The 23,713-nt window shown below is 63.3% G+C and carries 28 protein-coding genes and 1 tRNA gene; 12 read left to right on the forward strand and 17 right to left on the reverse strand.

Going from position 1 to position 23,713, the window contains the following annotated elements:
- The first annotated feature begins 23 nt into the window (after positions 1-23).
- The gene (locus J4G43_RS25115) at positions 24-503 is read left to right on the forward strand and encodes a carboxymuconolactone decarboxylase family protein (protein ID WP_208086654.1); all 480 of its coding nucleotides are present in this window, start codon (positions 24-26) and stop codon (positions 501-503) included.
- Between the two features lie 32 nt (positions 504-535).
- Entirely contained in the window at positions 536-1,039 is a 504-nt protein-coding gene (locus J4G43_RS25120; protein ID WP_208086655.1) for a cupin domain-containing protein, read from the forward strand.
- Positions 1,040-1,069: 30 nt separating this feature from the next.
- On the opposite strand, the gene J4G43_RS25125 is transcribed toward J4G43_RS25120, so the two are convergent.
- Positions 1,070-2,692, reverse strand: a complete 1,623-nt coding sequence (locus tag J4G43_RS25125; RefSeq protein ID WP_208086656.1) for a M23 family peptidase — start codon at positions 2,690-2,692, stop codon at positions 1,070-1,072.
- Positions 2,693-2,709: 17 nt separating this feature from the next.
- Positions 2,710-3,276 (reverse strand): elongation factor P, encoded by a 567-nt coding sequence (gene efp, locus J4G43_RS25130; RefSeq protein ID WP_063983478.1) that lies wholly within the window; start codon positions 3,274-3,276, stop codon positions 2,710-2,712.
- Between the two features lie 162 nt (positions 3,277-3,438).
- Here efp and epmA point away from each other — a divergent pair, with 162 nt between their 5' ends.
- From epmA to J4G43_RS25145, 3 genes are read left to right on the forward strand one after another with little or no spacing between them, the layout of a single operon-like run.
- Positions 3,439-4,503 (forward strand): EF-P lysine aminoacylase EpmA, encoded by a 1,065-nt coding sequence (epmA, locus tag J4G43_RS25135; protein ID WP_208086657.1) that lies wholly within the window; start codon positions 3,439-3,441, stop codon positions 4,501-4,503.
- Positions 4,500-5,594, forward strand: coding sequence for a lysine-2,3-aminomutase-like protein (locus J4G43_RS25140; RefSeq protein ID WP_208086658.1), 1,095 nt, complete (start codon positions 4,500-4,502; stop codon positions 5,592-5,594). The genes epmA and J4G43_RS25140 overlap by 4 nt, the downstream gene beginning before the upstream one ends.
- Positions 5,595-5,637: 43 nt before the next feature.
- On the forward strand, positions 5,638-5,895 hold the full coding sequence (locus J4G43_RS25145; protein WP_063983475.1) for a hypothetical protein: 258 nt from the start codon (positions 5,638-5,640) through the stop codon (positions 5,893-5,895).
- 58 nt (positions 5,896-5,953) lie between these two features.
- Here the strand turns inward: J4G43_RS25145 and J4G43_RS25150 are convergent, their stop codons facing one another.
- The 8 genes from J4G43_RS25150 to J4G43_RS25185 all read right to left on the reverse strand — a co-directional run bounded on the left by J4G43_RS25150 (position 5,954) and on the right by J4G43_RS25185 (position 13,943).
- Entirely contained in the window at positions 5,954-7,039 is a 1,086-nt protein-coding gene (locus tag J4G43_RS25150) for a 3-deoxy-7-phosphoheptulonate synthase (RefSeq protein ID WP_071914247.1), read from the reverse strand.
- Positions 7,040-7,270: 231 nt separating this feature from the next.
- Complete coding sequence (locus tag J4G43_RS25155) at positions 7,271-7,849, reverse strand: HdeD family acid-resistance protein (protein WP_063983474.1); 579 nt, start codon at positions 7,847-7,849, stop codon at positions 7,271-7,273.
- A gap of 69 nt (positions 7,850-7,918) precedes the next feature.
- Positions 7,919-8,959, reverse strand: a complete 1,041-nt coding sequence (locus J4G43_RS25160) for a PrsW family glutamic-type intramembrane protease (protein ID WP_208086659.1) — start codon at positions 8,957-8,959, stop codon at positions 7,919-7,921.
- 578 nt (positions 8,960-9,537) lie between these two features.
- On the reverse strand, positions 9,538-9,795 hold the full coding sequence (locus J4G43_RS25165) for a hypothetical protein (protein ID WP_063983473.1): 258 nt from the start codon (positions 9,793-9,795) through the stop codon (positions 9,538-9,540).
- A 137-nt stretch (positions 9,796-9,932) separates the two neighbouring features.
- Positions 9,933-10,940 carry an acyl-CoA desaturase gene (locus J4G43_RS25170; protein ID WP_208086660.1) on the reverse strand — a complete coding sequence of 336 codons (1,008 nt, stop codon included), beginning with the start codon at positions 10,938-10,940 and terminating at the stop codon, positions 9,933-9,935.
- 122 nt (positions 10,941-11,062) lie between these two features.
- Positions 11,063-11,689 (reverse strand): PilZ domain-containing protein, encoded by a 627-nt coding sequence (locus tag J4G43_RS25175; protein WP_208086661.1) that lies wholly within the window; start codon positions 11,687-11,689, stop codon positions 11,063-11,065.
- A 141-nt stretch (positions 11,690-11,830) separates the two neighbouring features.
- A complete protein-coding gene (locus tag J4G43_RS25180; RefSeq protein WP_225005073.1) occupies positions 11,831-12,301 on the reverse strand; it encodes a hypothetical protein in 471 nt (156 codons plus the stop codon).
- Between the two features lie 1,411 nt (positions 12,302-13,712).
- On the reverse strand, positions 13,713-13,943 hold the full coding sequence (locus tag J4G43_RS25185; protein ID WP_081369264.1) for a photosystem reaction center subunit H: 231 nt from the start codon (positions 13,941-13,943) through the stop codon (positions 13,713-13,715).
- On the opposite strand from J4G43_RS25185, the gene J4G43_RS25190 reads away from it, so the two are divergent.
- On the forward strand, positions 13,942-14,238 hold the full coding sequence (locus tag J4G43_RS25190; protein WP_225005074.1) for a hypothetical protein: 297 nt from the start codon (positions 13,942-13,944) through the stop codon (positions 14,236-14,238). The two genes, J4G43_RS25185 and J4G43_RS25190, sit on opposite strands and share 2 nt — an antisense overlap.
- Before the next feature lie 211 nt (positions 14,239-14,449).
- On the opposite strand, the gene J4G43_RS55345 is transcribed toward J4G43_RS25190, so the two are convergent.
- Together J4G43_RS55345 and J4G43_RS25195 are read right to left on the reverse strand one after the other, a co-directional pair.
- On the reverse strand, positions 14,450-14,584 hold the full coding sequence (locus J4G43_RS55345; RefSeq protein ID WP_256461574.1) for a hypothetical protein: 135 nt from the start codon (positions 14,582-14,584) through the stop codon (positions 14,450-14,452).
- Positions 14,585-14,677: 93 nt separating this feature from the next.
- Positions 14,678-14,752 (reverse strand) — tRNA-Glu (locus J4G43_RS25195).
- Between the two features lie 224 nt (positions 14,753-14,976).
- Here J4G43_RS25195 and J4G43_RS25200 point away from each other — a divergent pair.
- The 3 genes from J4G43_RS25200 to J4G43_RS25210 are packed head-to-tail and all read left to right on the forward strand — an operon-like array spanning position 14,977 to position 15,706.
- Positions 14,977-15,231: a PilZ domain-containing protein gene (locus J4G43_RS25200; protein ID WP_063983468.1), complete on the forward strand. Its 255-nt coding sequence runs from the start codon at positions 14,977-14,979 to the stop codon at positions 15,229-15,231.
- A gap of 56 nt (positions 15,232-15,287) precedes the next feature.
- Complete coding sequence (locus J4G43_RS25205) at positions 15,288-15,533, forward strand: hypothetical protein (RefSeq protein ID WP_208086663.1); 246 nt, start codon at positions 15,288-15,290, stop codon at positions 15,531-15,533.
- A gap of 5 nt (positions 15,534-15,538) precedes the next feature.
- Positions 15,539-15,706 carry a hypothetical protein gene (locus J4G43_RS25210; protein ID WP_014495480.1) on the forward strand — a complete coding sequence of 56 codons (168 nt, stop codon included), beginning with the start codon at positions 15,539-15,541 and terminating at the stop codon, positions 15,704-15,706.
- Between the two features lie 132 nt (positions 15,707-15,838).
- Here J4G43_RS25210 and J4G43_RS25215 read toward each other — a convergent pair whose 3' ends face one another.
- Positions 15,839-16,477 (reverse strand): glutathione S-transferase family protein, encoded by a 639-nt coding sequence (locus J4G43_RS25215; protein WP_085401267.1) that lies wholly within the window; start codon positions 16,475-16,477, stop codon positions 15,839-15,841.
- 341 nt (positions 16,478-16,818) lie between these two features.
- Positions 16,819-17,271 carry a VOC family protein gene (locus J4G43_RS25220; RefSeq protein ID WP_014495478.1) on the reverse strand — a complete coding sequence of 151 codons (453 nt, stop codon included), beginning with the start codon at positions 17,269-17,271 and terminating at the stop codon, positions 16,819-16,821.
- A 302-nt stretch (positions 17,272-17,573) separates the two neighbouring features.
- Here J4G43_RS25220 and J4G43_RS25225 point away from each other — a divergent pair, with 302 nt between their 5' ends.
- Together J4G43_RS25225 and J4G43_RS25230 are read left to right on the forward strand one after the other, a co-directional pair.
- The gene (locus tag J4G43_RS25225; RefSeq protein WP_028151003.1) at positions 17,574-17,780 is read left to right on the forward strand and encodes a hypothetical protein; all 207 of its coding nucleotides are present in this window, start codon (positions 17,574-17,576) and stop codon (positions 17,778-17,780) included.
- Positions 17,777-18,499 (forward strand): hypothetical protein, encoded by a 723-nt coding sequence (locus J4G43_RS25230; RefSeq protein WP_208086664.1) that lies wholly within the window; start codon positions 17,777-17,779, stop codon positions 18,497-18,499. Before J4G43_RS25225 ends, J4G43_RS25230 begins: the two co-directional genes overlap by 4 nt.
- Before the next feature lie 321 nt (positions 18,500-18,820).
- Here J4G43_RS25230 and J4G43_RS25235 read toward each other — a convergent pair whose 3' ends face one another.
- On the reverse strand, positions 18,821-18,958 hold the full coding sequence (locus J4G43_RS25235; protein ID WP_171901125.1) for a hypothetical protein: 138 nt from the start codon (positions 18,956-18,958) through the stop codon (positions 18,821-18,823).
- A 387-nt stretch (positions 18,959-19,345) separates the two neighbouring features.
- Between J4G43_RS25235 and ltrA (J4G43_RS25240) the strand changes: the two genes are divergently transcribed.
- The gene (gene ltrA, locus J4G43_RS25240) at positions 19,346-20,668 is read left to right on the forward strand and encodes a group II intron reverse transcriptase/maturase (RefSeq protein WP_456298913.1); all 1,323 of its coding nucleotides are present in this window, start codon (positions 19,346-19,348) and stop codon (positions 20,666-20,668) included.
- A gap of 98 nt (positions 20,669-20,766) precedes the next feature.
- On the opposite strand, the gene J4G43_RS25245 is transcribed toward ltrA (J4G43_RS25240), so the two are convergent.
- Both J4G43_RS25245 and ltrA (J4G43_RS25250) read right to left on the reverse strand, forming a co-directional pair.
- The gene (locus tag J4G43_RS25245) at positions 20,767-22,116 is read right to left on the reverse strand and encodes an IS701-like element ISBj6 family transposase (protein ID WP_038951335.1); all 1,350 of its coding nucleotides are present in this window, start codon (positions 22,114-22,116) and stop codon (positions 20,767-20,769) included.
- A 123-nt stretch (positions 22,117-22,239) separates the two neighbouring features.
- Complete coding sequence (gene ltrA / locus J4G43_RS25250) at positions 22,240-23,562, reverse strand: group II intron reverse transcriptase/maturase (RefSeq protein WP_456298913.1); 1,323 nt, start codon at positions 23,560-23,562, stop codon at positions 22,240-22,242.
- Positions 23,563-23,713 lie beyond the last annotated feature (151 nt).

Raw genomic sequence — 23,713 nt, forward strand, 5'->3', positions numbered from 1 at the left:
TACAATACACGAGGTGAACGCTAGTGTCACACGCCCGCAGCGAGTACGAGGATTTCAAGAAGATCGCGCCCGACGCGTATGAGCTGGTGCTGGCGCTCGGCCAGGTGGCGGCCAAGGCGGGCCTCGACAAGCAGCTGCTCGAGCTGCTCAAGCTGCGCGCCTCGCAGATCAACGGCTGCGCCTTCTGCGTGCAGCACCACGTCCTTTTGTCGGAGCGGATCGGCGTGCCCGTGGACAAGCTCAATCTGGTCGCGGTCTGGCGCGAGGCGCCGGCCTTTTCGGCGCGCGAGCGGGCCGCGCTGGCCTGGGCGGAGGCGCTGACCTTCCTGCCCGATGGCGTCAGTGAAGAGGTCTATGCGGACGCTTCCGGCGAATTCTCCGAGGCCGAGCTGATGTACCTGACCTCGGCGGTCGCCTCGATCAACGTCTGGAACCGCTTTGGCGCCGCGTATCGCTGGACGCCGGCGAAGCGGCCGGTCGCAGCGAGCGCCGCGGCATCTTGAGTGGAACATCGAGAAAACAAGGGGAGGTTATCATGACTGCAATGAGTTTGACCCATGCGCAGCGTCCGGTGCCATCGCGCTCGATGGCGCTGGCCGTCGTCGGCGGGCTCGCCTGCGCGCTTGCGATCGGCAAGGCGTTGCCGGTGACGATGGACGCGGTATCCGGCGCGTTGGCGCCGCTCTGCGCGACCGCGGCGGAGAGCTCGCCGCTCGACAAGGTCGAACCGATCGGCTCCTACGCGCTGCCGAACGTCCCGGGCAAGCGCGTCACCATCGTGCGTGTGTTCTACGGTCCCGGCGGATTCTCGCGGCCGCATCGTCACGCGGGTTCGGTGACCGCCTACATCACCAAGGGTGAAATCCGTTCCCAGCTTGGCGGCGGTCCTGTCGAGACATTTGGTGTCGGCCAGTCCTTCTTCGAGCCGCCGGGATCGACGCATCTGGTCTCGGCCAATGCCAGCACGACCGAGCCGGCGGAATTGATCGCGGTGTTCGTGGCGGACGAGGGCGCGCAGCTGACGACGCTGTTGGAGTAGTCCATAGCGGCCGCATGAGCAGCCTGCCCCTTAATTCTCCTCGCCGCTCGATCCCTCGCGCAGGTCCGGCTTGATCACGTCCTCCGGCAACGCGTGCGCCACCGGCTGCGGCGTGCCGGCGATCTCGGGGCCGACTTCGCGGCCGCGGGCGTGGATCAGGCGTTCATAAGCCGAGACCAGCGTGACGTAGGGACTGACCCAGATCCAGCCGTCGCGAGTAAATACCTGCACGTCGAAATGCAAATGCATCGATGTGCCGGCGGGATGGTCGAGATAGTTGGAGACCACACCGATCTTCTCGCCTTCGGTGACGATGCGGCCGTTGAGCATGCCGTCGGCGGTTAGCGCCTGCGGGTTCATGTGCATATAGCGGAAGCGAATATGCTCGGTGCGGCTGTTGACCTCGAGCGTCGCGGCCTGATCCTTGGCGCCGCGGATCACGATGGCGTCGCGCACCGCGACGACGCCGCGCTGCTTGCGATCGCAGGGTTCGTGGCCTTCGCCGGGCGGTGGGCATTCGGCGGCGCGGATGTCCTCGCCCTGGTGGCCATAACCGCCGCCGCACTGCCAGACCTCGAAACTGCGGGACTCGCAGAAATTGTCGCGCCAGGGATAGGCCGTCGGGCCGTCGCTCTTGTCGCGCTTGCCGTAGGATTGCGAACGCACGAAGGCGGGCGCCTTTTCGAGCGGAAAACGGATCTGCGCATAGGCCATCACATCCGGATGGCCGGCCTTGTTGCGATAGCCGGTGTTCGGGATGATGTCGCCGCTCGGTCGGTAGGTGAAATCCGGCGACCGCGCTGAAGGACGATCGATGATGCTGGAGGCCATGTCCGTGAGCGGCCGCATGCGCTGGCCGCCGGCGATGCGGAGCCCTTTCAGGAAGCGCTCGGCAACCGGATAGGCTTCCTTGCAGGCGAGCCTCCGCGGCTTTGCGATGCTATCCAGGCACTGGATGGAGACGACATAGGCAACGCCGAAGCGGGTGAAGGCGTAGCGCACATAGCCTTCCCGGATGAACCTGCGCAGGTCCGGATAAGTTGCCGCAAGCGGCTTGACCTGCTCGCCCTTGCCGCCGGCGGGATCGGCGACGTCGTAAACGAGTGCCGAGCCCGTGATCTGCACCTCGACCGGCCTTGTGTAGACGCGGCTCGGCATGCCGTCGCCGGCACCGGGTTCGAGCGAGAAGCTGGCACTGTAACCTGAGGGGCCGGCATCGAACATGTCGACGGGATTGAAATCGGCCTGATAGTGCGAGAGCGCGAGTGTCCCCGGCGCGCGATTGCGCTGCGCCTCGAGATAGGCGGCAGCATCGAACGGCAGAAGCACGGGCACGGAGCTGCGGGCGATACCGGTAAAGAATTGCGATGAGACCGCGTTGAGCTGCACCAGCGCAGGCATCGCGCGCGGATCGTAGCGTGGCACCGAACGGCGGGGTGCGAAGATGAAGTCGCCCGCGATCGGGGGACGGCTGTTGACCTCGGTGCGGAACTGGTCGAGCGCTGCGCGCCAATCGACGCGCAGAGCCGTGAGCGAAGGGTTGCGGATTTCGTCCGCAGCGAGCGGAGTGGCGGTGAGGAGCGAAAGCGCCGCCAGAACCAGCGAGACGAAGCGGAAACTTTTCCCAACCACTGCCTCGGCCCCCGGCGGCACCTGCTCTGATTCCTCGCTTAGTCCTTGGCGCGCTCGGAGTAGGAGCCGTCTTCGGTCATCACCACGATACGGGTGCCGACGGCGATGTGCGGCGGCACGGTGGTGCGCAGGCCGTTGGAGAGCACCGCGGGCTTGTAGGAGGAGGAGGCGGTCTGGCCCTTGGTCACGGGCTCGGTCTCGACCACTTCCAGCGTCACGCGCTGCGGCAACGCGATCGACACCACGTTGACGTCATGCGTCGACAGCTTGACCGTCATACTCTCCTGGAGATAAGCGGCCGCATCGCCGATGACGTCCTTGGACACCTGGACCTGGTCATAGGTTTCCGGGTTCATGAAATGGAAGCCGTCGCCATCTTCATAGAGGAAGGTGAAGTTGCGCTCTTCGATCGTGGCCTTCTCGACCTGGTCGGTGGTCTTGTAGCGCTCGGAGATCTTTACCCCGTCCGAGATTCGGCGCATTTCGATCTGGCTGACCGGAGTGCCCTTGCCGGGATGGATGTTCTCGGCGGTCACAACGACATAAAGCTTGCCGTCTTGCTCGATCACGTTGCCCTTGCGAATAGAACTGGCGATGACTCTCAAAGCTATATTTCCTGCTTGCTTGGCCCGGCTCCGGCCAGGACGTGGTCAAATTGATGGGGGACCTGGGGCCTCAAATCAGACCGCGGCACCCGTTTCGGGCCGCAACATACGCATTTTGTCGTTGAATGCCAGCATTTTGCTGGCCTGCGGGGCGGCCGGTTGATGGTTGGGGACAAGCCGATTTCGCCGTTCTGGTCCCCCTCGCGGCACCTCGACCGGCGGCCGTTCCTCCAGGCCAGGGGGGCCATTACCGGGTCTCTCAGGGGCTTTTTCGCCGAGCAGGGGTTCCTTGAGGTCGAAACCTCGGTCCTCCAGGTCTCCCCGGGCAACGAAACCCATCTGCACGCCCCCCGGACCGAGATCATGCGGCCCGATGGCAGCCGTGCCAGCCGGTACTTGCGGACCTCGCCGGAATTCGCCTGCAAGAAGCTGCTGGCGGCGGGCGAGGAGCGGATTTTCGAATTCGCACGGGTGTTCCGTGATCGCGAGCGCGGCGACCTGCATCTGCCCGAATTCACCATGTTGGAATGGTACCGGGCTCGCGCCCCCTATGATGCCATCATGGCGGACACCGTCGTCGTCATCGCCCGCGCCGCGCAGGCGACCGGGATCGGGAATTTCTCCTTCCGCGGCCGGACCGCGGATCCCTTCGCCGAGCCGGAGCTGGTGACGGTCGCGGGCGCCTTCGAGCGGTTCGCGGGGATCGACCTGCTGTCGACAATCTCGGGCGGCGAGGGTAACCGTGCCGCGCTCGCGCAGGCGGCCGGCGCCAAGGTCCGCGTGGCGGAGGACGACACCTGGTCCGACATCTTCAGCAAGGTCCTGGTCGAGCATGTCGAGCCGCATCTGGGGCAGGGGCGTTTGACCATTCTGTTCGAATACCCATCTCCAGAGGCGGCGTTGGCGCGCGTGAAGGCCGATGACCCGCGGGTCGCCGAGCGGTTCGAGGTCTATGCCTGCGGCGTCGAACTCGCCAACGGCTTTGGCGAGTTGACCGACGCCGAGGAACAGCGCAAGCGCTTCACGGAGTCGATGGCGGAGAAGCAGCGCCGCTATGGCGAGGCCTATCCGCTGGACGAGGATTTTCTGGCCGCGGTCGCCCAAATGCCGGAGGCGAGCGGTGTCGCGCTCGGCTTCGACCGGCTGGTGATGCTGGCGAGCGGCGCAGCGCGGATCGATCAGGTGGTGTGGACACCGCCTGCAAATGAAACGTTAAGTGAGACATGACGAAGACCAACCTTGCACGCACCCTGCGTGAGCCGGCCGAACTTGTGGCCGCGCAGCTCGCACCGGCCGAAGCGCTGCCCGCGCTCGAACGTGTCGCCGCGCGCTATGCGGTGGCGATCACGCCGGCGCTGGCCGAGCTGATCGACACGTCCGATCCCGACGATCCGATCGCGCGGCAATTCGTTCCGACCGTCGCGGAACTGGAGATGCAGCCAGGTGAGAGCGCCGATCCGATCGGCGATCATCCGCACTCGCCGGTGCAGGGCATTGTGCATCGCTATCCCGACCGCGTGCTGTTCAAGCTCGTCCACGTCTGCGCGGTCTATTGCCGCTTCTGCTTCCGCCGCGAAATGGTCGGGCCCGGCAAGGAGAACGCCCTCTCGGACGGCGCATATCGCGCGGCGATCGACTACATCCGTTCGCACAGCGAGATCTGGGAAGTGATCCTGACCGGCGGCGATCCCTTGATGCTATCGCCGCGCCGGATGAGCGAGATCATGGCCGATCTCGCGGGAATCGATCACGTCAAGATCATCCGTCTTCACACCCGCGTGCCGGTAGCCGATCCCGCGCGGATCAGCGACGAGATGGTGGCTGCGTTGAAGGTCGAGGGCGCGACCACCTGGGTCGCGGTGCATGCCAACCATGCGCGCGAGTTGACGGGGCCTGCGCGCGCGGCCTGCGCGCGGCTTGCCGATGCCGGAATTCCCATGGTGAGTCAGTCCGTGCTTTTGCGCGGCGTCAACGACAGCATTGCCGCTTTGTCGGATTTGATGCGAGCTTTCGTCGAATGCCGGATCAAGCCCTACTATCTGCATCATGGCGATCTCGCGCCGGGCACCGTGCATTTGCGAACGACGCTGGCCCAGGGGCAGGATTTGATGCGGCAGTTGCGCGGACGGGTGTCAGGACTGTGTCAGCCCGACTATGTCATCGACATTCCCGGCGGCGCCGGCAAATCGCCGGTGGGGCCGAATTATGTGTTGGCGGTGCAAAATACCGCAGCCGACGCGCGTGAAGCGGAAACGGAAACGCGCTATCGTATCGTGGATTATTGCGGCGACGTTCATCTCTATCCGCCCGAGACGTGAGCGGCGATGCAGAGAACGTGGGTTTGAGAATGGAGGAACGGACATGAAGAAGATCATGGTGGTGGCAGCGTCGCTCGTGGTCTTGCTTGGCGGCGCGGCGGTTGCACAGCCCAGCGGCTCCAAGGGGGCGACATCCGGCGGCGCGACGTCCGGGTCGGTGCCGCAGGCACCCATCGGTCATCGCCAGCCGCGCGCCGGCGATGTGCCGAACGAGAAGAATCTGAGCGATCCGAATAATCCCGTGAACAAGGAAGACGCGGCGCTCGACAAGAAGATCAAGAGCATCTGCCGCGGCTGTTAGCTTGTGGCTAGCGGCGGGCAGGGCGCGACAGCTCGCCCCGCCCGCGTTGGCTTTGGCCTTACGCCGAGCGTTCGTGCAGCCCCGCGCGCTTCGTGTTGCGCCGGATCTCGACCGCGTCAGCGAGTTGCTCGAGCGCGGTTGCCGTGGTCGCCCAGTCGATGCATCCGTCCGTGATGCTCTGGCCGTAGGTCAGCGGCTCGCCAGGCACCACGTCCTGGCGGCCGGCAACGAGATTGCTCTCGATCATCACGCCCATGATGCGGTTCTCGCCACCTGAGATCTGGCCGGCGATGTCGGCCATGACCAGCGGCTGGTTTTCCGGCTTCTTGCTCGAATTGGCGTGGCTCGCATCCACCATCACCAGCGGCGCGACGCCGGATTTGGCCAGATCGTTGCAGGCCGCCGCGACGCTTGCCGCATCGTAATTCGGCTTGCTGCCGCCGCGCAGGATGATGTGGCAATCCTCGTTGCCCGCGGTCGAAGCGATCGCCGAACGGCCGAGCTTGGTCACCGCCATGAAATGATGCGGATGCGAGGCCGACTTCACCGCGTCCGCAGCGATGCGCACATTGCCGTCGGTGCCGTTCTTGAAGCCGACCGGGCAGGACAGCCCCGAGGCCAGCTCGCGATGGATCTGGCTCTCGGTCGTGCGCGCGCCGATCGCGGCCCAGGACACGAGGTCCGCAATGTATTGCGGCGTCGTCATGTCCAGAAATTCTGCGCCGGCGGGCAGGCCGAGATTGTTTACCGCGGACAGCACGTTGCGCGCCAGCCGCAGGCCCTTGTTGATGTCGAAGCTGCCGTCCAGGTCAGGATCGTTGATCAGGCCCTTCCAGCCGACGGTGGTGCGCGGCTTCTCGAAATAGACCCGCATCACGATCTCGAGCTGGTCGGCCAGCTCTTCGCGCAAGCTCGCGAGGCGCTCGGCATATTCGAGCGCGGCCTTGGGATCGTGCACCGAGCAGGGGCCGACCACGACGAGCAGGCGGTCGTCCTGGCCGTTCAGGATGGCATGGATGGCGTTGCGCGCCGCCATCACCACACGCGTTGCGGTGAGCGTGCGCGGGACTTCCCGCATCACCTCTTCCGGCGTGCTCAGCTCTTTCAGTTCGCGGATACGAAGATCGTCGGTCGTGCTCAGCACGGCGGGCTCCTGTTTGTTTGAACCTGCCGGCAATAAAAAAGCCGCCAGGTCTGGCGGCTTGTTCGGACGTTTGCTTCAATATTCAGATTGAACGCGATCCTCCTGCCGCCAGCGAGCTGTCGTAGCTAAAGTACCAAAAATAGCTGGTGACGAGGGTGATCATGGCCGCTCATATAGCGTGCGATTGGCGGGTTGTCACCCCCCAATCGGCGCGAGCGGCCACGAGGCGCCTCAACTGTTGCTCTTGCGTGCCGCCAGCGCCATGCCGATCAGGGTGGCGCCGCCGAACAGCAAATTGATACCGACGAGGATGCCGATCGCCCATTCCGCCGAGCTCGGCAGCCCCGTGATCACCATGAACGCGATGGCGATGTCGACGAGGCCGGAGATCAGGAGCCAGGACCAGCGGCTGCTCAGCTCGCGGCGGTGCTCCAGCGCATACATGATGGTGGCGACGCCCTCGGCGAGGAAGTAGGCGCCGAGCACGATGGTCAGCGTCAGCACGGCCTGCATCGGCCGGGCCAGCAGGAGCATGCCGGCGAGCACGGCCAGCGCGGCCGAGATCAGCGACCACCAGAAACCCGGCGAGCTGCGCGCCCAATAGGTCACGATCAGTCCGCCGATGCCGCTGATCAGGAACATCCAGCCGAGAAAGATCGTGATCGCAAGGCTCGCGAGCGGCGGCAGGATCAGCGCGGCGACGCCGAGAACGGCAAGCAGGATGCCTTCGAACAGGAAAGCCTTCCAATGCGCCTTGACCGTTTCGCTCATGGCGGATTGCAGCCGGGAAAAATCCTCAGGCGATGTCATCGGCAGGCTCCAGATCGAAAGATGTCTGCTCAATCTAGTATGCACACACCGCGCTTGCCATCCCGTGGCTCAACCGCCGCCGTGCGCTGACGAAAAAGCTTCGCCGCTGGTGCGAACGCGGTTGCGGCCGAGAATGTAGATCGCGATCGTGACGATCAGGAGCGCGAGGCCGAGCAGGATCGAGACGAAGCCGATCGGGATCAGGGCCAATGTCAGATTGCGCTCGGGATTGATCAGCCAGTGATGGATCGAGGTCAGCACGAAGGCGAGGCCGAGGAAGCCGACGCCGCCGCCGGCGAGCAGCAGCGCCCACATCCGGCGCAGCTGGCTAAGCCGCTCCCGCGCGATATCGGTCCGCGGCGCGTGATGGCGCGCGACCCGCCGCACCAGGCGGATGGCGAAGGCGATCGAGCTGAAGCCGATCAGCAGGCTCGCTCCGCCCAGCCACATCCGCAGCGTCGGATCGAGATCGGGCATCCGCTGCAAGGTCAGCAGCGGGAAGTCGAAGGCCGAATGCAGCGCGACCGGACCTGCGAAGATCAGCAGGCGGCTGGACAGGCGGGCCCAGTCGCGATGGTGGCGGTTGGCGCCGAGCGCCGTGCCGGCCCGCGCGATCGTCAGGTAGGCGCCGGCGATGATGCCGAGCGCGCCGTGGAACGGCACGGTCAGCACGCTGCGCAGCGCGGCCAGCGAGCGCCACATCTCGGCGTGCTGGACGAGGTAGGCGAGGTTCTCGTAGGCGGCGAAGCCGAGGCCGACCGCTGCGCCATAGACCACGGTGTCCATCGGATTGGCGAAGGTCCGCCGCTTGGTCGAGGAGACCAGCACGATGGCGATCACCTTGACCGCTTCCTCGGGCAGCGCGACCCCGAAGACCGAATGCATGGCGAGCGCCGCCCAGGGGGTGTCGGGGGCCGCAACCATCTTGGCGAAGGGCGCGCGGGCAAGGCCCAGCAGCGAAATGCTGGCCGCTCCGAGCAGGAACGCAGTCCAGACCTGGGCCGGCGGTCCCGGGCGCTCCTCGGCGGCAATGACGAGCCACAGCATCAGCAGCGCCGGGGCGATGGCGGCAGTTCCGATGACGGTGGGCAAAGCTTCAATCAGGTACATCGGCGCCGAAAATAGGTTCCCTTGATCTGCTTATCTACGTCTACCGATGCGACCATGTGTCATGCATTTGCTGTCGCGTCACTTAACAGGCGCGACAGCCAGCGTTCATCGGGATCGGCACCGAACGTGTAGAATGCGAGCGCAATCAAGCGCATGACAGAACCAATTCGTCATTGATGGGAGCGGCCCGCGCTCGTCACCGGATCGCGATTGGCAAGTCAGATCAAGGCACTGCGCAGGTTTCTTCGATTCACGATGCACGTGCGCGAACGGCGTGTCCAGAGGCGGCGTGGCTGCCGCCTGGACAACGCGCGGCCGGGCCAACCGGCCTAGTCACGATTCGTTGTGCGCCCGCGGGGCGGCGCTGCGACCCGGCGTGCCCGCACCTGCTCCAGCTCCCAGAAGGCGCGTACGAGGCACGTGCCAAGGCAGAAGACGATGAGCAGCAGCAGGAAGGCCTGGTCGACGGCGGGGATGTGCATCATGACGTTGATTAAGCAACGTGCATGCCATGCGTTCCCGCGGTCGCCTGCGCCGCGCGCAGCCCGCAAGGCGATTTGGGCCGGCGTTCCCGCCCTTCAATGCGTGGTGAACGGCGGTGGGGTGTCCGGCGCGATGTCGAAGGCGCCGAGATGGAATTCCTCGCCGACGGCCTCGTCCGGCTCGGCGTGGTGCGCGAGCAGCGTGAAGGCGGCTTGCGGATATTGCTTCCAGATATCGAGATCGCCAGCCGTAATCGTCAGCCAGCCAAAGGTGTACATGTAGCGTCCGGGCTCGGTGACCCGGCCAACCCTGTCCCAAGTGATCTTATCAATCCTAATCTTGTTGACTGCCATTCGGTCCCCCCGATCGCAAGTCTGCAAATGAGATCCGGCACGAGGCACAGACCCTCAAAAGCTGATCCCGCAATGGGGCCGCGATAGGGCAGCGGAGCGGAGGCGAGACGGCCGGAGGAGGCCGCCGGCCTGCCGGTTCAGCGCCCCGTCGTGGCTGCCTGCGCCTCCGCTTCGGACGCCAGCTCAAGCTGACGGTGCGAGGCGTGGAAGACGTCGTGGACGAGGCCGATCTTCTCCATGCCCAGAATGATCAGGCCGTTGAGATCGATCTCCCACCAGGCGTGCGAGATATAGGCGTCCCGCGGGAAGCGGTGATGGTTGTTGTGCAGACCCTCGCCGAAGGTGAGGATCGTGGTCACGAACTCGTTGGTCGAGGCGTCCTCGACCTCGAAGCGGCGATAGCCGTAGGCGTGGCAGACCGAGCCGGTGAGCTGGCTGGTCAGGATCAGCAGGTAACAGCGGAGCAGGCCGGAGAACAGCACGCAGCCGATCATGGTGTGCACGCCACCGAAGGTGTAGCCGATCACGCCGGGAATGAAGACACCGGACATCCCGTACCAGACCCAGCGCGTGCGCACGAAGAACATCGCGATCGGATCGGCGAGGATGTCCTTGGCGTAGTATTCGTTGTCGGTGGTCGCCTGGTCGAACACCCAGCTGCCCTGGGCGTGCAGGAAACCCTTGAGCGCGCTGACATAGCGATTGCCGAAGCCGTCGAACTGTGGGCTGTGGGGATCGCCGACGTCATCGGCATAGAGGTGATGGCGGCGGTGGTTGGCGACCCATTTCGCGATCGAGCCCTGCACCGCCATCTGGGCGATGGCGCAGAAGAAGACGCGCATGATCGGGCCGGTGCGGAAGCTGCGATGGACGAACAGGCGGTGCATGCCCGCGCCGATGCCGAACGTCGTCAGCGCGAACATCCAGGCGAAGGTAAACAGCTCCACCTTGCCGACGCCTTGCGTGATGGCCCAGATGATGCCCGCGACAGCGCCGACGTAGAGAATACCGAGGAGGAGATAGCTTTCGCGCAACTTGGCCTGGACGAGCGGGCCTTCAGTGATGACGCCGGGCGGGAGTTGCGGCTTTGCGGCGGCGGGCGCGTTTTGGGCGGTCTCTGCCGGGGCGAACTCAGCGATGGACATTCCGGGACTTCCAATAAGTCGAGGCCCGCAGTGATTGCGGACGTGCTGGGTCACACCCTACCGCGCGGGGATCAGCACCTCCAGTATTTAGTTAAAATTGAGTTAAAATCGATCGGGCCGATTCAGGCCGATTGCAGCATGGGCGTACGGACGACCAGGCGGACGAGGTCGTCCCGCTGCTGTTTTTCGGCGAACTTGACCGCAAAGCCGTTGTCGAATTTGCGAATGACGCGCCCGACGCAGGCGCCGACCGCAAGCGGGGTTCCGATCACTGGGTCGTATTCGCAGGATATCGCGACGCCGGCCGTGGAGACGTCGATGATGAAGCAGGGATGGGTGCTGCCGTCGGCGAGCGTCAGAAAGCTGTGCGAGACTTGGGGAACGAAGCGCGCGTCATTGCGCAGTTCCAGAATGCTGGCGTCCTTCTGCTTCTTCTCCAGCCAGGTCAGCTTTTCCGACATCCAGGCGCGCCGCTCCCGCGTCATATCGAGTTCCATCAGGAAGCCCGCCTTCAGCGTCGCGCTGATGGTGCACTGGAATTCGCCAAAGTCCTGGAAATAGGAGGTCACGCGCTCGCCGACCTTGCCGACAACTGGCACGTCGACGATCATGCGGAACGGGGAGACACGCTTGGTGCGGCAGGCGAAGGTGCGCAGCTGGCCCTCACAATCGTACCAGCGCGGCAGCGAGTAGCTGCCGCTCACGCTGACTTCCACTGCACGCTGCCGGAGAAACTCTGAGACGGACATGAACGCCAATCGTGTTTCGGATTGTTTCCGTAGATTCACGGTAGGGCGCAACGTCTAAGCAAACGATACGCCGATCAAATAGCAGGGGTAAATTTCCGGTAAACGACCCGGCCGTCTCACGACATCGTCATTGTGTGCCGCTCAAAGAGATCCGAGCAGCACCAGCAAGGCGAGCAGGCCAAGGGCCATGAGGAGCCTGATCGTCGTCGCGGTCAGGCTGTCCGGCCTGATCTGGAATCCGAACCACGGCAATGCGTGCCGCATCGCCAACCCCGCAGACGCTTCGACGGTCGCGAACACGACGGCGATGCCGGCAATGGTGGACCAGGATGTGTCCGGCGGCATCCATGCCGCAAGCCAGGCCGGCACGGAGCCCCGCAAGGATGCGAGCAGCGCGAACCATCCGAACAGGGAAGCGAAGCCCTTGATGATGTCGGGGCCGATCGTGTTGGGCTCGAACCGGATGCCGACCGCTCTGAGTGCGTGCTCGATGCGCTCGCCGTTGGTGAGGAAGAGATAGGCGCCGAGGTAGAGCGGAATGCGCGACTGGAAGAGCAGGGCGATGACACCGAACAGGACCGCGTAGCCGAAGGCATCGCCGAGAATGTCCACGCCGCTCGTGCGCGACGGCGCTATCGCGGTTGCGGCCTGGGCTGCGGAAGCGATCGGGCGCGCGCCATGTGCTCCAGCATTCTGGCGCGCCGCTCCGGCGCGTAGGGCGCTGTACGGTGCATCCAGGACGGCGGTGCTGGCGAGGCGGCGCCGGTCTGGCGGTCCGAGGGGGATTTATGCAGCACCATGGCCTGTACCGGTTCCAACGGGACATTGGTCGTCGGTCGGGGGCGGGGAGGTTCATGCGGGGGCAGCGGATTTCGCCGCATCACCCGACCCGATGGCCCGGATGATGGCGCTCCCTGGCGGAATCGAACCCCTCTCTCCACTGTGAAAGAGATGGGATGATGTCCATGGTCGTTTATCCCCGTCTAAAAATGCGTGCTGCTTTGGCTTCCTCGTCGAGCTTACGCATCCGCTCCTGGTGGTAGGCCCTGGCGGCCGCTCGGTTCTCCACCTTGGTCATTGCGCCATCGAAGCCTGGCGCCGCGAGAGTCAAATTATCAATCCCTTGGGCCGCGGAACGAACGCGGGCTACTGCGCATCGTGGGTGTGGAAAAGCAAAGGCCCCGCCGGTTCACGCTGGCGGGCCCCAGCCTTGTTGCATGCGCTAATCATTCGTGAATTGCCCAGCCCTGACGCCGTAGAAATACTGATCCAGCTATGATGGCGGTGGCGTTGATTACCGGCTGTGTCAGCGTTTTGGCTCTAGGCGCCACATTCGCGGTGGTCATCTATTTCGATGCTAGAGCGGATCGCAGGCGCCAACAGTAAGGCCGCGCCGGAAGTTGATTGCCTGATGAACAGGATCACTCAAACGTTGGGCCGGACGGGGATGTCCCTTGTTGTCGTCTCTCTCGTCTCTGCCTGCTCCAGCTCAGAACATGCCGCTCCGAAGTCAGTTGCTCGATCTGGCGCGCCGTGGGCCCGAGACCTCAATGAGCCGCCCCCAAATCGAGAGCCCGCGAGTGCCGCAACTGCACAGACAAAGGCAGGCCTGAACGCTGCGCGCCAGAAGGCGGTTACCGGGCGGTAGGGGGGCTTTCGCGCTGAGTCGTCCGCAAGCTTACCTTTGCTGGCAGAACTTCACGAGCGGCGGGGCTTTGGTCCCGCGCCTAGATCAGCGGAAAATGGTTGTTCCTATATTGAAGGGCTGACGGATCCGCAGGGCTCATGGGTTAGGAGCACGTGCCCGTGCCAACATTCATGGTGCGTTTGGGCGAAGCCAATCAAGGCCAGGATAATCAAAGCCACTGCGACGCATCCGGCTACAACGTTCTGCATCATGGCTGCCACTCCAGGTAAACTGTGACTGGCTTTCTCGGCCAGGCACCGGCGAGCAGGCCTTCGAAGTCCGCGCTGGGCGCCGGGTCACCGAGTGATCACCGCGGACGGTGACCGGGCGGACAAGCTATCTGGCGAAACCGGAGTCTAGAAGCTTCAGAGTCGAAATCGGCCACTTGCCGTCGTGGCCACCGATCGAGATCCGGAGCCCGTGCACCTCGTCAAGGAAGACGTGATCAACCGTCCCCGCCTTACCGTCGGTCAGGATAACACCCCTGCCGATTAGCTCCGTCTCGGCAGCATGAAGTTCTCGAAGGATGTTCGTCGCTCGTTTGGTCCAGTCATCGGACATGGTCATGCCCTACGCGGCCGGCGGATTAGTGAAGATCAGTCAGCGCGGCAGATGCATCGAGGCCATCGCCGCTTCGCGCGAGTCAGTGCCGCCAACCGTCCTTGTCGAGCTCGACCCTGAAACCTTCCGGCAGCCGCGGCGTCTCGCTTTCGGTCACGACTTGCAGCGCGGGTTACTTTGGTGGGTGCAAATCGCCTTGAAGCCAGCGGCCATTGGAATGCATGGGATCTTCATGCGCTGCGAAGGTCGTAAGTGCGTGATTGCAGACAGCGCAGCGAAACATGTGCAAGTCCACGCTTAGGCTTTTTGGCTCGATGCTGACGAGCATCATCTGGGCCTTGCACCTCGGACAGGCAGGGCGCGCAAATGGAGCCGGCGGAATGGGCCGCGCCAATCTGGCGGCCCACCGATTTTCGAACTTTCTTTCGTGGTCCACAGGGATCGTGCTCATGATCCGAACTCCGGGGTTCGCGATCCTGCCCCGGTGCTAACGCCTCAACGCTCACCGCGCCCTAAAGGTCCCAAACAGCACCAGAGGGAACCATCGCGTCCGCAGCGGCGCGGTAGTCGGCCGCCAGCGCGTTCAGTCCGTCGCGCGCGAGAACGAGATCGTCATCGTCCGCCCAATCCGAGCAAAGGCGCTCCATTTCGCGCAGCTCCCCGACCCGTCGCGCTGTGAACGAGCCCATACCCGTATATTGGACACGGCGGTGGAGGAGGCGGCAAGTGATTGATTTTGTTGGCGCTCCCTAGCGGAATCGAACCGCTCTCTCCACCGTGAAAGGGTGGCGTCCTAACCGATAGACGAAGGGAGCAAACACAAGGCTCCGCCGCTTTTCACGGCATGGCCGCCGGCCATCCGAGTCGAGCCCGGCGGCTGCAGCGGGCGAACGTATAGTGGCCTTTGGCGCCGTGGGCAAGCCGTTCGGGAACGGTCTTTTGGCACCGGTGGATAGCCTCCACCCCCGCTACATTCGGGGGCGATTTCAACGGTTTCTTAGGCCGCGTGAGCTAGCGCTGGAACCGGAGAAATTTGTCCATGCCCCAGCCCAAGAAGCGCGCAGCCCGCAAATCGCTGTCGCGGCACGCCTGGATCACGCTCGACGGCGGATTCGCGGCGCGGCATTGCCTGGTCCAGGACATCTCCGATACCGGCGCGAAGATCACGCTGGACGAGGACGCGAGCCAGCTCCCGGGGGTGATCCGGATGGCGTTCGCGCGTGACGCCCGCACCGGGCGGAGCTGCCAGGTGATCTGGCGCCGCGGCAAATCGGCCGGCGTCAAGTTCATCTGATCCCGGCCGAGGCGACCCGGATGGCGCGTGGCGCCGGTCCGGGCTAGAACGGCTGCATGCGCGCGCCGCTCCTCATCCTCATCCCGTTGCTGGCCACCTCCGCGGCCGCGGCCGAGGACCTGCGCCTTCCGCCTGCCGAGCGGCCGCAGGCCGGCAAGGCGCTGCCGCTGAAGGGAACGGGTGGCACGGCGAAGGCCAGCTCCTGCGCCTCCTATGGCCCCCGCTTCGTCATGGTCGAGAGCACGGGCACCTGCGTGAAGATCGGCGGCTCGGTCAGCGTCGAGACCACGGTCAGGCGCTGAAGCCGATGCCGCCGGATCTCATGCGGCCCGACATCATCGTCCCCTTCGTGATGTATTGCGCACTGCTGTTATGGGTCGGGCGCGGCCTGAGCTGGACGGCCAAGCTCGCCACCGCCGCCGTGACACTGGTGCTGATCATCTGCGTGCTGCTGGTCGAGCGCGGCTGGCGCTAGGCACCGCCCCAAACAAAAACTGCGAAAACAACCCCATGCACAGCAGCCGTCAAGTCCCGGCGCGACGCCCGATCCGTGCGCCGTGACGACGATTCATCGCGCGCTCAGCGCAGCTTACGCCGCGCCGCCGGCTCACGACATCGGCGGTGCGACAAACTGTGCAAATCCGGGCCGTTTGCCGAGCTCGGCGAGCCAGCGGGTCAAATGCGGCTGGGCCGGGCGGGTGATGCCCTCGACCCCGAGCCAGCGCCGCGCATAGGCGCCGATCGCGATGTCGGCCAGCGTGAACTGGTCGCCGTCCATAAAGCGGCGCGACGAGAGCAGGCGGTCGGCGATGGCCCAGACCTCGGCGGCGGCATCGGCATCCCGCTGCACCTGGATCATGTCGCGCTCGGCGGGGGCCGTGCGCACGATGCCCCAGAACACCGGGCGGTCGACCGGCTGCACCATCGACAGCGTCCAGTCGAGCCAGCGGTCGACGCTGGTGCGCAGCTTCGTTGCCTCGGGATAGATCGGCGTGCCGCGGCCATGTGCGAGGCAGAGATAGCGCATGATGGAGTTCGATTCCCACAGAACGAAGTCGCCCTCGACCAGCGTCGGGATCCGTGCGTTGGGGTTCATCGCGAGATAGTCGGCCTCGCGGGTCCTGCCGAAACTCATGCCGGCGTCGATGCGCTCATAGGGCAGGTCGAGCTCGGCGAGGCACCACAGCACCTTCTGCACGTTGACCGAGTTGGCGCGGCCCCAGATCGTCCGCTTGGTGTCCGGCATGAAGTCCTCCCGCATTTCGCTTTGGCGCGCGTGATAGCGGAATTCCCTGGCGGGAGCGACGGCGATTGCGGCGCGCCCCTCATGCAAAAAGCTCCGCCGTCGGCGGAGCTTTCATTGCAAGCTAGACTCGGCAAGTTGAGCTTGGCAAATCGAACTTGGCGAATCGAACCTGGCAGATCGAGCCCGATGATCAGTGGCCGAAGAACAGCCACAACAGAATGATCACCGGGATCGGCACGCCAAGCATCCACAGCAACAGTCCTCGTCCCATTGCGTCCTCCTCCAATCGTTATGTCGGAGGGACAACACGGGTAGCGAGGGCTGGTTCCTGCGTCGCGGCCCTACCAGTGGCCGGTATTCGGCATCGACGACCAGGGCTCGGCAGGCGCCTTCGGCTCGCCCTTCTGCAGCAACTCGATCGAGTGCAGATCCGGCGAGCGGACGAAGGCCATGTTGCCGTCGCGCGGCGGACGGTTGATGGTGACGCCGGCCTTCATCAGCTGCGCGCAGGTTGCGTAGATGTCGTCGACCTCATAGGCGAGATGGCCGAAGAAGCGATCCTCGCCATACTTCTCCTCGTCCCAATTGTAAGTGAGCTCGACCAGCGGCGCGCCGCGCGTTTGCGGCTGCTTCTTCAGCGCCTCGAGATCGTCCGCCGAGCACAGGAAGACGAGCGTGAAGCGCCCCTTGTCGTTCTCGATCCGCCGCACCTCCTTCAGTCCCAGCGCATCCTGGTAAAACTTCAGCGCGACATCGAGATTGCGCACGCGCAGCATGGTGTGGAGGTATCGCATGGTTGTTGCTCCCTGATACGGAGGTGTTTTGGTTTGGGCCGGAACGGCGGGGACAGGAGATAGCAGGAAAGTGGGACGAGGGGCAGGGGGCGGGGGCACATGTGCGTGAGGGAGAGACGGTGGGTGCGGTCAGCCAACTCAGCATGGACGGACAAGCCGTAGCGTCAGCCGGGACACGCAGATGAGTTCAATGCGCTGTCAGCGGAATTCAGCGCTTCTCGTCAATGAGCAAGCCCGGTCCTGCCGATGAACCATCCTCAATGTCACGGTCACTAATGTCCATATCTGGAAGGTATTTCGCCGTGAAATGGTTCAAGCGATATGCAATTGGCTGCCTGATCTGGTTGATCCTTGGCGGCATCAACGATGGCTACAGACGGCCCGGCGAAGACATGCGTTGGGGCGCTATCGTCATGGTGGCGGGTTTTTGGCCAATCGTGACCGCCGTCATCGTTGGCAGCTCTGTTGGCGAGGTTGCGCACAAGATCAATGAAGGGAAGCTGGGGTGACTGACGTGTCCGACACCCAGAAACTGATGCCCGCACTCTCGACGCCTAGGCGCGACCTGCTGAGGCGAAAAATATATAGGAAATTCGGAGTTGATGGTCGAAAGACGCTCTTCTTGCTCCTTCTCCTTTTCGCGAACCCCGCGGACGACTGCTCCGCGCAGACACCGCCGCCCCCAGTCGACGAACATGCGTTCGAGCGCGTGCCGCCGACAGTCGTGAAGAGATTGGCGACCCGCTTTTCGCTAGGCGCATTCGCCGGCCGCTTTGAAGAGACGCGACTCGGCGCGGTTCGCGAAGCCGTGGGCGAAGGGACCATCCGACACCAAGGCGACGCTGGAGATAGCATCTATTGGCTGTGTTATCGGCGCGCGCAGCATCGATTATGGGTGGTGTCCAGCGGAGAGATGGGCGGCCCGGACCATCTCGTCACGGAGATCGTTGAAGAGCTCACCGAGAAAGACGCCGGGGCCTCGGCCGATTGCGCCATCATCCCGGAAAAGTTCTCGCCCGTCGTCCTCGACAGCAAGCTGCATTTAGGTATGTCGCGTCAGGAGGTAATCACGGCGTTGGGACCGCCGTCGAAGTCGGAAGCTGCTCAGATCGTGTATTCTCACGAGGGAAAGCTCGCAGACGGTTTCGATGAGACCGCTTGGCTCATTCTCGGATTTGGTGAGGACAAGCTCGTGTCCATGCGCGGCGGCAAGACCACGACGAATTGAAGTGGCTGCGAGCAGCGTTCGCGCTTCGCGACGGATGCGAACGGGTCACGCTCGCTCCCGCACCAGCCCCATCACATACCCCAGCTTCTCCACCACCTTCGGCGAAAGCAAGCCAATGGCACTTGGTCATCCACTTTGGCTTCGATGCCCCCGAAGCAGCGGCCGAACTGACCCAAGGTGATGAGCAGCCGGGATCAAAAGTTCGACGTTTGCGGATGCGATTGAATCCGTCTGTCGCACGAACTGGGTCGCTATAGGGGCAAAGCCGACATTGTTTTTCGTCGCTTCACGCCGCCGGGTTTATGGGTACACGGCCTAGCACTACTTTGGGTGCGCCGGGAGACCGGCAAGGAATAGATGGTGGAAGTCCATTGCGATGAAGGTGTAGCGAACCACATCGGCCCCGAGCCGTGCGCAGGCGTCCGCGAGGGTGTCGGCGAAGCGTCGGTAGGGGAGCATGCAGGCCAGCCATTGAGCCGCGAAACAGTGTTATCTCGGGAGCCGACGCTGTCCAAAGAGCGGAAGGCAATATGGGCGAGTGCGCAAACGCGAGCACCCGTCCAACCCGGCGTGGTCGTAGACCCTGGCATGTATGGAAGCTCCTTGTACGGGAACCGGGATATCTCCGGGTCGGCCATCTTCCTTCTCGGAGGAGATGGTCCGCAGCGGGAAGGCGAGGAGCTGTAGCCGCTGATGCACGACACGGAGAAGTCTGACTCTGGCATAGTAGCTGAGAAGCCAACGAACAAAGCCGGATTACTGGCGGCGGAGTGGGCGGAGCCAAGGCCGGGGACCAAGGGAAACGCGGAACAGCAGCGCATGCACCGGACACAGGGCCGGGCTCGCATGACCCAGTCGCTGGACCGCGTACGGACAGCCGCAAGGCTGAGGAAGAAGGACCGGTTCACCGCGCTCTTTCACCACATCAATGTCGATACACTGCGGGCGGCGTTCTTTGCGCTCAGGCGTAAGGCTGCTCCCGGAGTGGATGGCATGACGTGGGAGGACTACGAGGAAGATCTCGAGCCCCGGCTCGCCGATCTGCACAAACGGGTCCAACGAGGAGCGTATCGCCCGCAACCGTCTCGCCGGACGTACATACCAAAGGCAGACGGCAAGCAGCGCCCGTTAGCGATCGCGGCTCTCGAAGACAAAATCGTCCAGGGCGCCACCGTCATCGTGCTCAACGCCATCTACGAAGGAGACTTCTGTGGCTTTTCCTACGGGTTTCGGCCCGGCAGAGGACCACATGATGCGTTGGACGCGCTCTGCACAGCGATCGAGACGCGGAACGTGAACTGGATCATTGACGCCGACATCCAAAACTTCTTTGGCGCAGTCAGTCAACCTTGGCTGGTTCGCTTCTTGGAACATAGGATCGGCGACAAGCGCATCATCCGCCTCATTCAGAAATGGCTGAAGGCGGGTGTTCTCGAAGACGGCGTCGTAGCCGCTGATGACAGGGGAACGGGTCAAGGTTCGGTGATTTCACCGCTTCTCGGCAACATCTACCTGCACTACGCTCTCGACCTGTGGGCCAAACGCTGGCGACAGCGCGAGGTCTCCGGCGGCATGATCATCGTGCGTTACGCGGACGATGTAGTAGTCGGCTTTGAGCGCGAGGATGACGCACGTCGTTTCCTTGACGCGATGCGCGCGAGACTGGAGGAGTTCGAGCTGACGCTCCACCCGGCCAAGACCCGCCTGATTGAGTTTGGTCGCCATGCGGCGGCTCAACGCAAGCAGCGCGGACTCGGAAAGCCGGAAACCTTTGCGTTCATGGGGTTCACGTTTATCTGCGGCAAATCACGCCAAGGGCGCTTCCAGCTTCAACGGAAGACCCGTAGCGACCGCTTGCGAACCAAACTCCGCGAAATCAAGGAGGAGCTAAGGCGCCGAATGCACTGGCCGATCCCTGCACAAGGGAAATGGCTGAGGCAGGTCTTGACCGGCCACTTTGCGTACTTTGCTGTCCCGACGAATGGCCGAGCGCTCAATGCGTTTCGGTTCTATCTGACCGATCTCTGGAGGCGGACGCTTCGGCGGCGCAGTCAGCGGACCTGTCTGACCTGGGATCGCATAACGCAGATCACCGATGACTGGCTCCCCAAGGCTCGCATCCTTCATCCATGGCCGAAGCTGCGCTTCGCCGTCAAACACCCGAGGTAGGAGCCCGGTGCCTTAATTGGGCTCGCCGGGATCTGCGCGGGGGGCGCCCAGTGATGGGTGTCCCTACCGCGAACAGAATGTGTTTTGGCCGCTGTTTTTCAAGGATTTGCTTTCGGCAATATGGGCATTGCTGAGGCGGCGGCCGAAGGATGAGATCGACGATGGCATGGCGTACGGCGGGCATGGTTGGTTGAGGCGGAGGCCCGTTGATTCTTTTTTTTCCGCCCCGCGTATGCGAGGCGACGATGTTGCAGGAAGGCGTAGGCAATCATTGTCATAAGGGCGTGGCGATGAAGACCTTGCCATGATCGCCCTTCGAAGTGATCAAGTCCAAGCTCCTCCTTCAACTGTTGATGCGCCTGCTCACAAATCCACCGTGCCTTGATGGTGGCGGCCAGCGTGCGCAGATCCGTCGTCGCCGGAAGATTGGCGAGATAGTATTTGCTCTCCCCGGAGGCACGTTGCTCGCCAATGAGCCAGACTTCGTCGCCTGGGAGATGCTGCTGACCTTTATCCCATATCCGCTGCGGAGGGCCGTCGGCGGTGCGGACACGGAGGGCAGCAAATCGGGCTTTGAGCCGACCTTTCGTCCCGCTACGCCAACTCACGGTTTTCCATTTGGCGCTGGCCAGCATTTGTTCTGCCGCAATCGATAAGATATCGGGCACGTGGTGCTTTCGTGGTTTGCCACGGACTTTGGTGATCGGCCAAATGAGCTTCACATCGACGGGATACACTTTCTGGTGCCGAGGGATACCGACCGCCCAGGCCAGCCCGCGCTCTGTTAGCCCTTGTCGAAACGGTGCGCTGAGGCCGTATCCTGCATCCGCCAGCACACATCCAAAGCGCATGTTGGCTGCCATCGCGCGGTCAATCTCGGCCAAAGCGATCTCCGGCTTGGACCGTGGCGTTCGGTGTTCGATTGGCACGCGAGCGCGCTTCAAACGGGGCATGTCGCTTGTCCAGCTGTCAGGCAGAAAGAGACGTAACGCGACCATCACTGGCACTTCGCCGCGCGCAAGCGTTAAAGACACCAGCGTTTGGCAATTTGCAGTTTTACCGAGAGCCGATGCGTATTGCGCCGCAACACCGACCGATCGCTCACCCTTCTTCGGCAGTGAGGTGTCATCAATAACCAGCACCGCATCCCTGCCGCCGACGAGTCGGTCCGCCTGGTTGAGCAGCTCTGTCTCCAGCGGCGTCGCGTCCCAGACACCGTCGGCAATGAAATGGTGCAACTGGTCGTAGTTGCTCGTGACAAGGCGTTCCGCCATCGGCTGAACGCTCTTGCGATCGCCAGGACCGATCAATCCCGCAACATACAGAGGACACATCCGCTGCCGGGTCTTATGACCCAGCCGGTCCAAGAACGGCATCAGCCAGCGTTCGAGTTCGTCTTCCCATCCCGGCATGGTCAGCCCTCCAAGAGCCGACCACCCATGAATCATTGAAAAATTGATTCGGGAATCCTATAAAACGCGGCAAAATCAACAATCTGTTCGCGGTAGGGACACCCATCACTGGGCGCCCCCCGCGCAGATCCCGGCGAGCCCAATTAAGGCACCGGGCTCCTACCTCGGGTGTTTGACGGCGAAGCGCAGCTTCGGCCATGGATGAAGGATGCGAGCCTTGGGGAGCCAGTCATCGGTGATCTGCGTTATGCGATCCCAGGTCAGACAGGTCCGCTGACTGCGCCGCCGAAGCGTCCGCCTCCAGAGATCGGTCAGATAGAACCGAAACGCATTGAGCGCTCGGCCATTCGTCGGGACAGCAAAGTACGCAAAGTGGCCGGTCAAGACCTGCCTCAGCCATTTCCCTTGTGCAGGGATCGGCCAGTGCATTCGGCGCCTTAGCTCCTCCTTGATTTCGCGGAGTTTGGTTCGCAAGCGGTCGCTACGGGTCTTCCGTTGAAGCTGGAAGCGCCCTTGGCGTGATTTGCCGCAGATAAACGTGAACCCCATGAACGCAAAGGTTTCCGGCTTTCCGAGTCCGCGCTGCTTGCGTTGAGCCGCCGCATGGCGACCAAACTCAATCAGGCGGGTCTTGGCCGGGTGGAGCGTCAGCTCGAACTCCTCCAGTCTCGCGCGCATCGCGTCAAGGAAACGACGTGCGTCATCCTCGCGCTCAAAGCCGACTACTACATCGTCCGCGTAACGCACGATGATCATGCCGCCGGAGACCTCGCGCTGTCGCCAGCGTTTGGCCCACAGGTCGAGAGCGTAGTGCAGGTAGATGTTGCCGAGAAGCGGTGAAATCACCGAACCTTGACCCGTTCCCCTGTCATCAGCGGCTACGACGCCGTCTTCGAGAACACCCGCCTTCAGCCATTTCTGAATGAGGCGGATGATGCGCTTGTCGCCGATCCTATGTTCCAAGAAGCGAACCAGCCAAGGTTGACTGACTGCGCCAAAGAAGTTTTGGATGTCGGCGTCAATGATCCAGTTCACGTTCCGCGTCTCGATCGCTGTGCAGAGCGCGTCCAACGCATCATGTGGTCCTCTGCCGGGCCGAAACCCGTAGGAAAAGCCACAGAAGTCTCCTTCGTAGATGGCGTTGAGCACGATGACGGTGGCGCCCTGGACGATTTTGTCTTCGAGAGCCGCGATCGCTAACGGGCGCTGCTTGCCGTCTGCCTTTGGTATGTACGTCCGGCGAGACGGTTGCGGGCGATACGCTCCTCGTTGGACCCGTTTGTGCAGATCGGCGAGCCGGGGCTCGAGATCTTCCTCGTAGTCCTCCCACGTCATGCCATCCACTCCGGGAGCAGCCTTACGCCTGAGCGCAAAGAACGCCGCCCGCAGTGTATCGACATTGATGTGGTGAAAGAGCGCGGTGAACCGGTCCTTCTTCCTCAGCCTTGCGGCTGTCCGTACGCGGTCCAGCGACTGGGTCATGCGAGCCCGGCCCTGTGTCCGGTGCATGCGCTGCTGTTCCGCGTTTCCCTTGGTCCCCGGCCTTGGCTCCGCCCACTCCGCCGCCAGTAATCCGGCTTTGTTCGTTGGCTTCTCAGCTACTATGCCAGAGTCAGACTTCTCCGTGTCGTGC

The sequence above is a fragment of the Bradyrhizobium barranii subsp. barranii genome, from assembly GCF_017565645.3.
Taxonomy (GTDB): domain Bacteria; phylum Pseudomonadota; class Alphaproteobacteria; order Rhizobiales; family Xanthobacteraceae; genus Bradyrhizobium; species Bradyrhizobium barranii.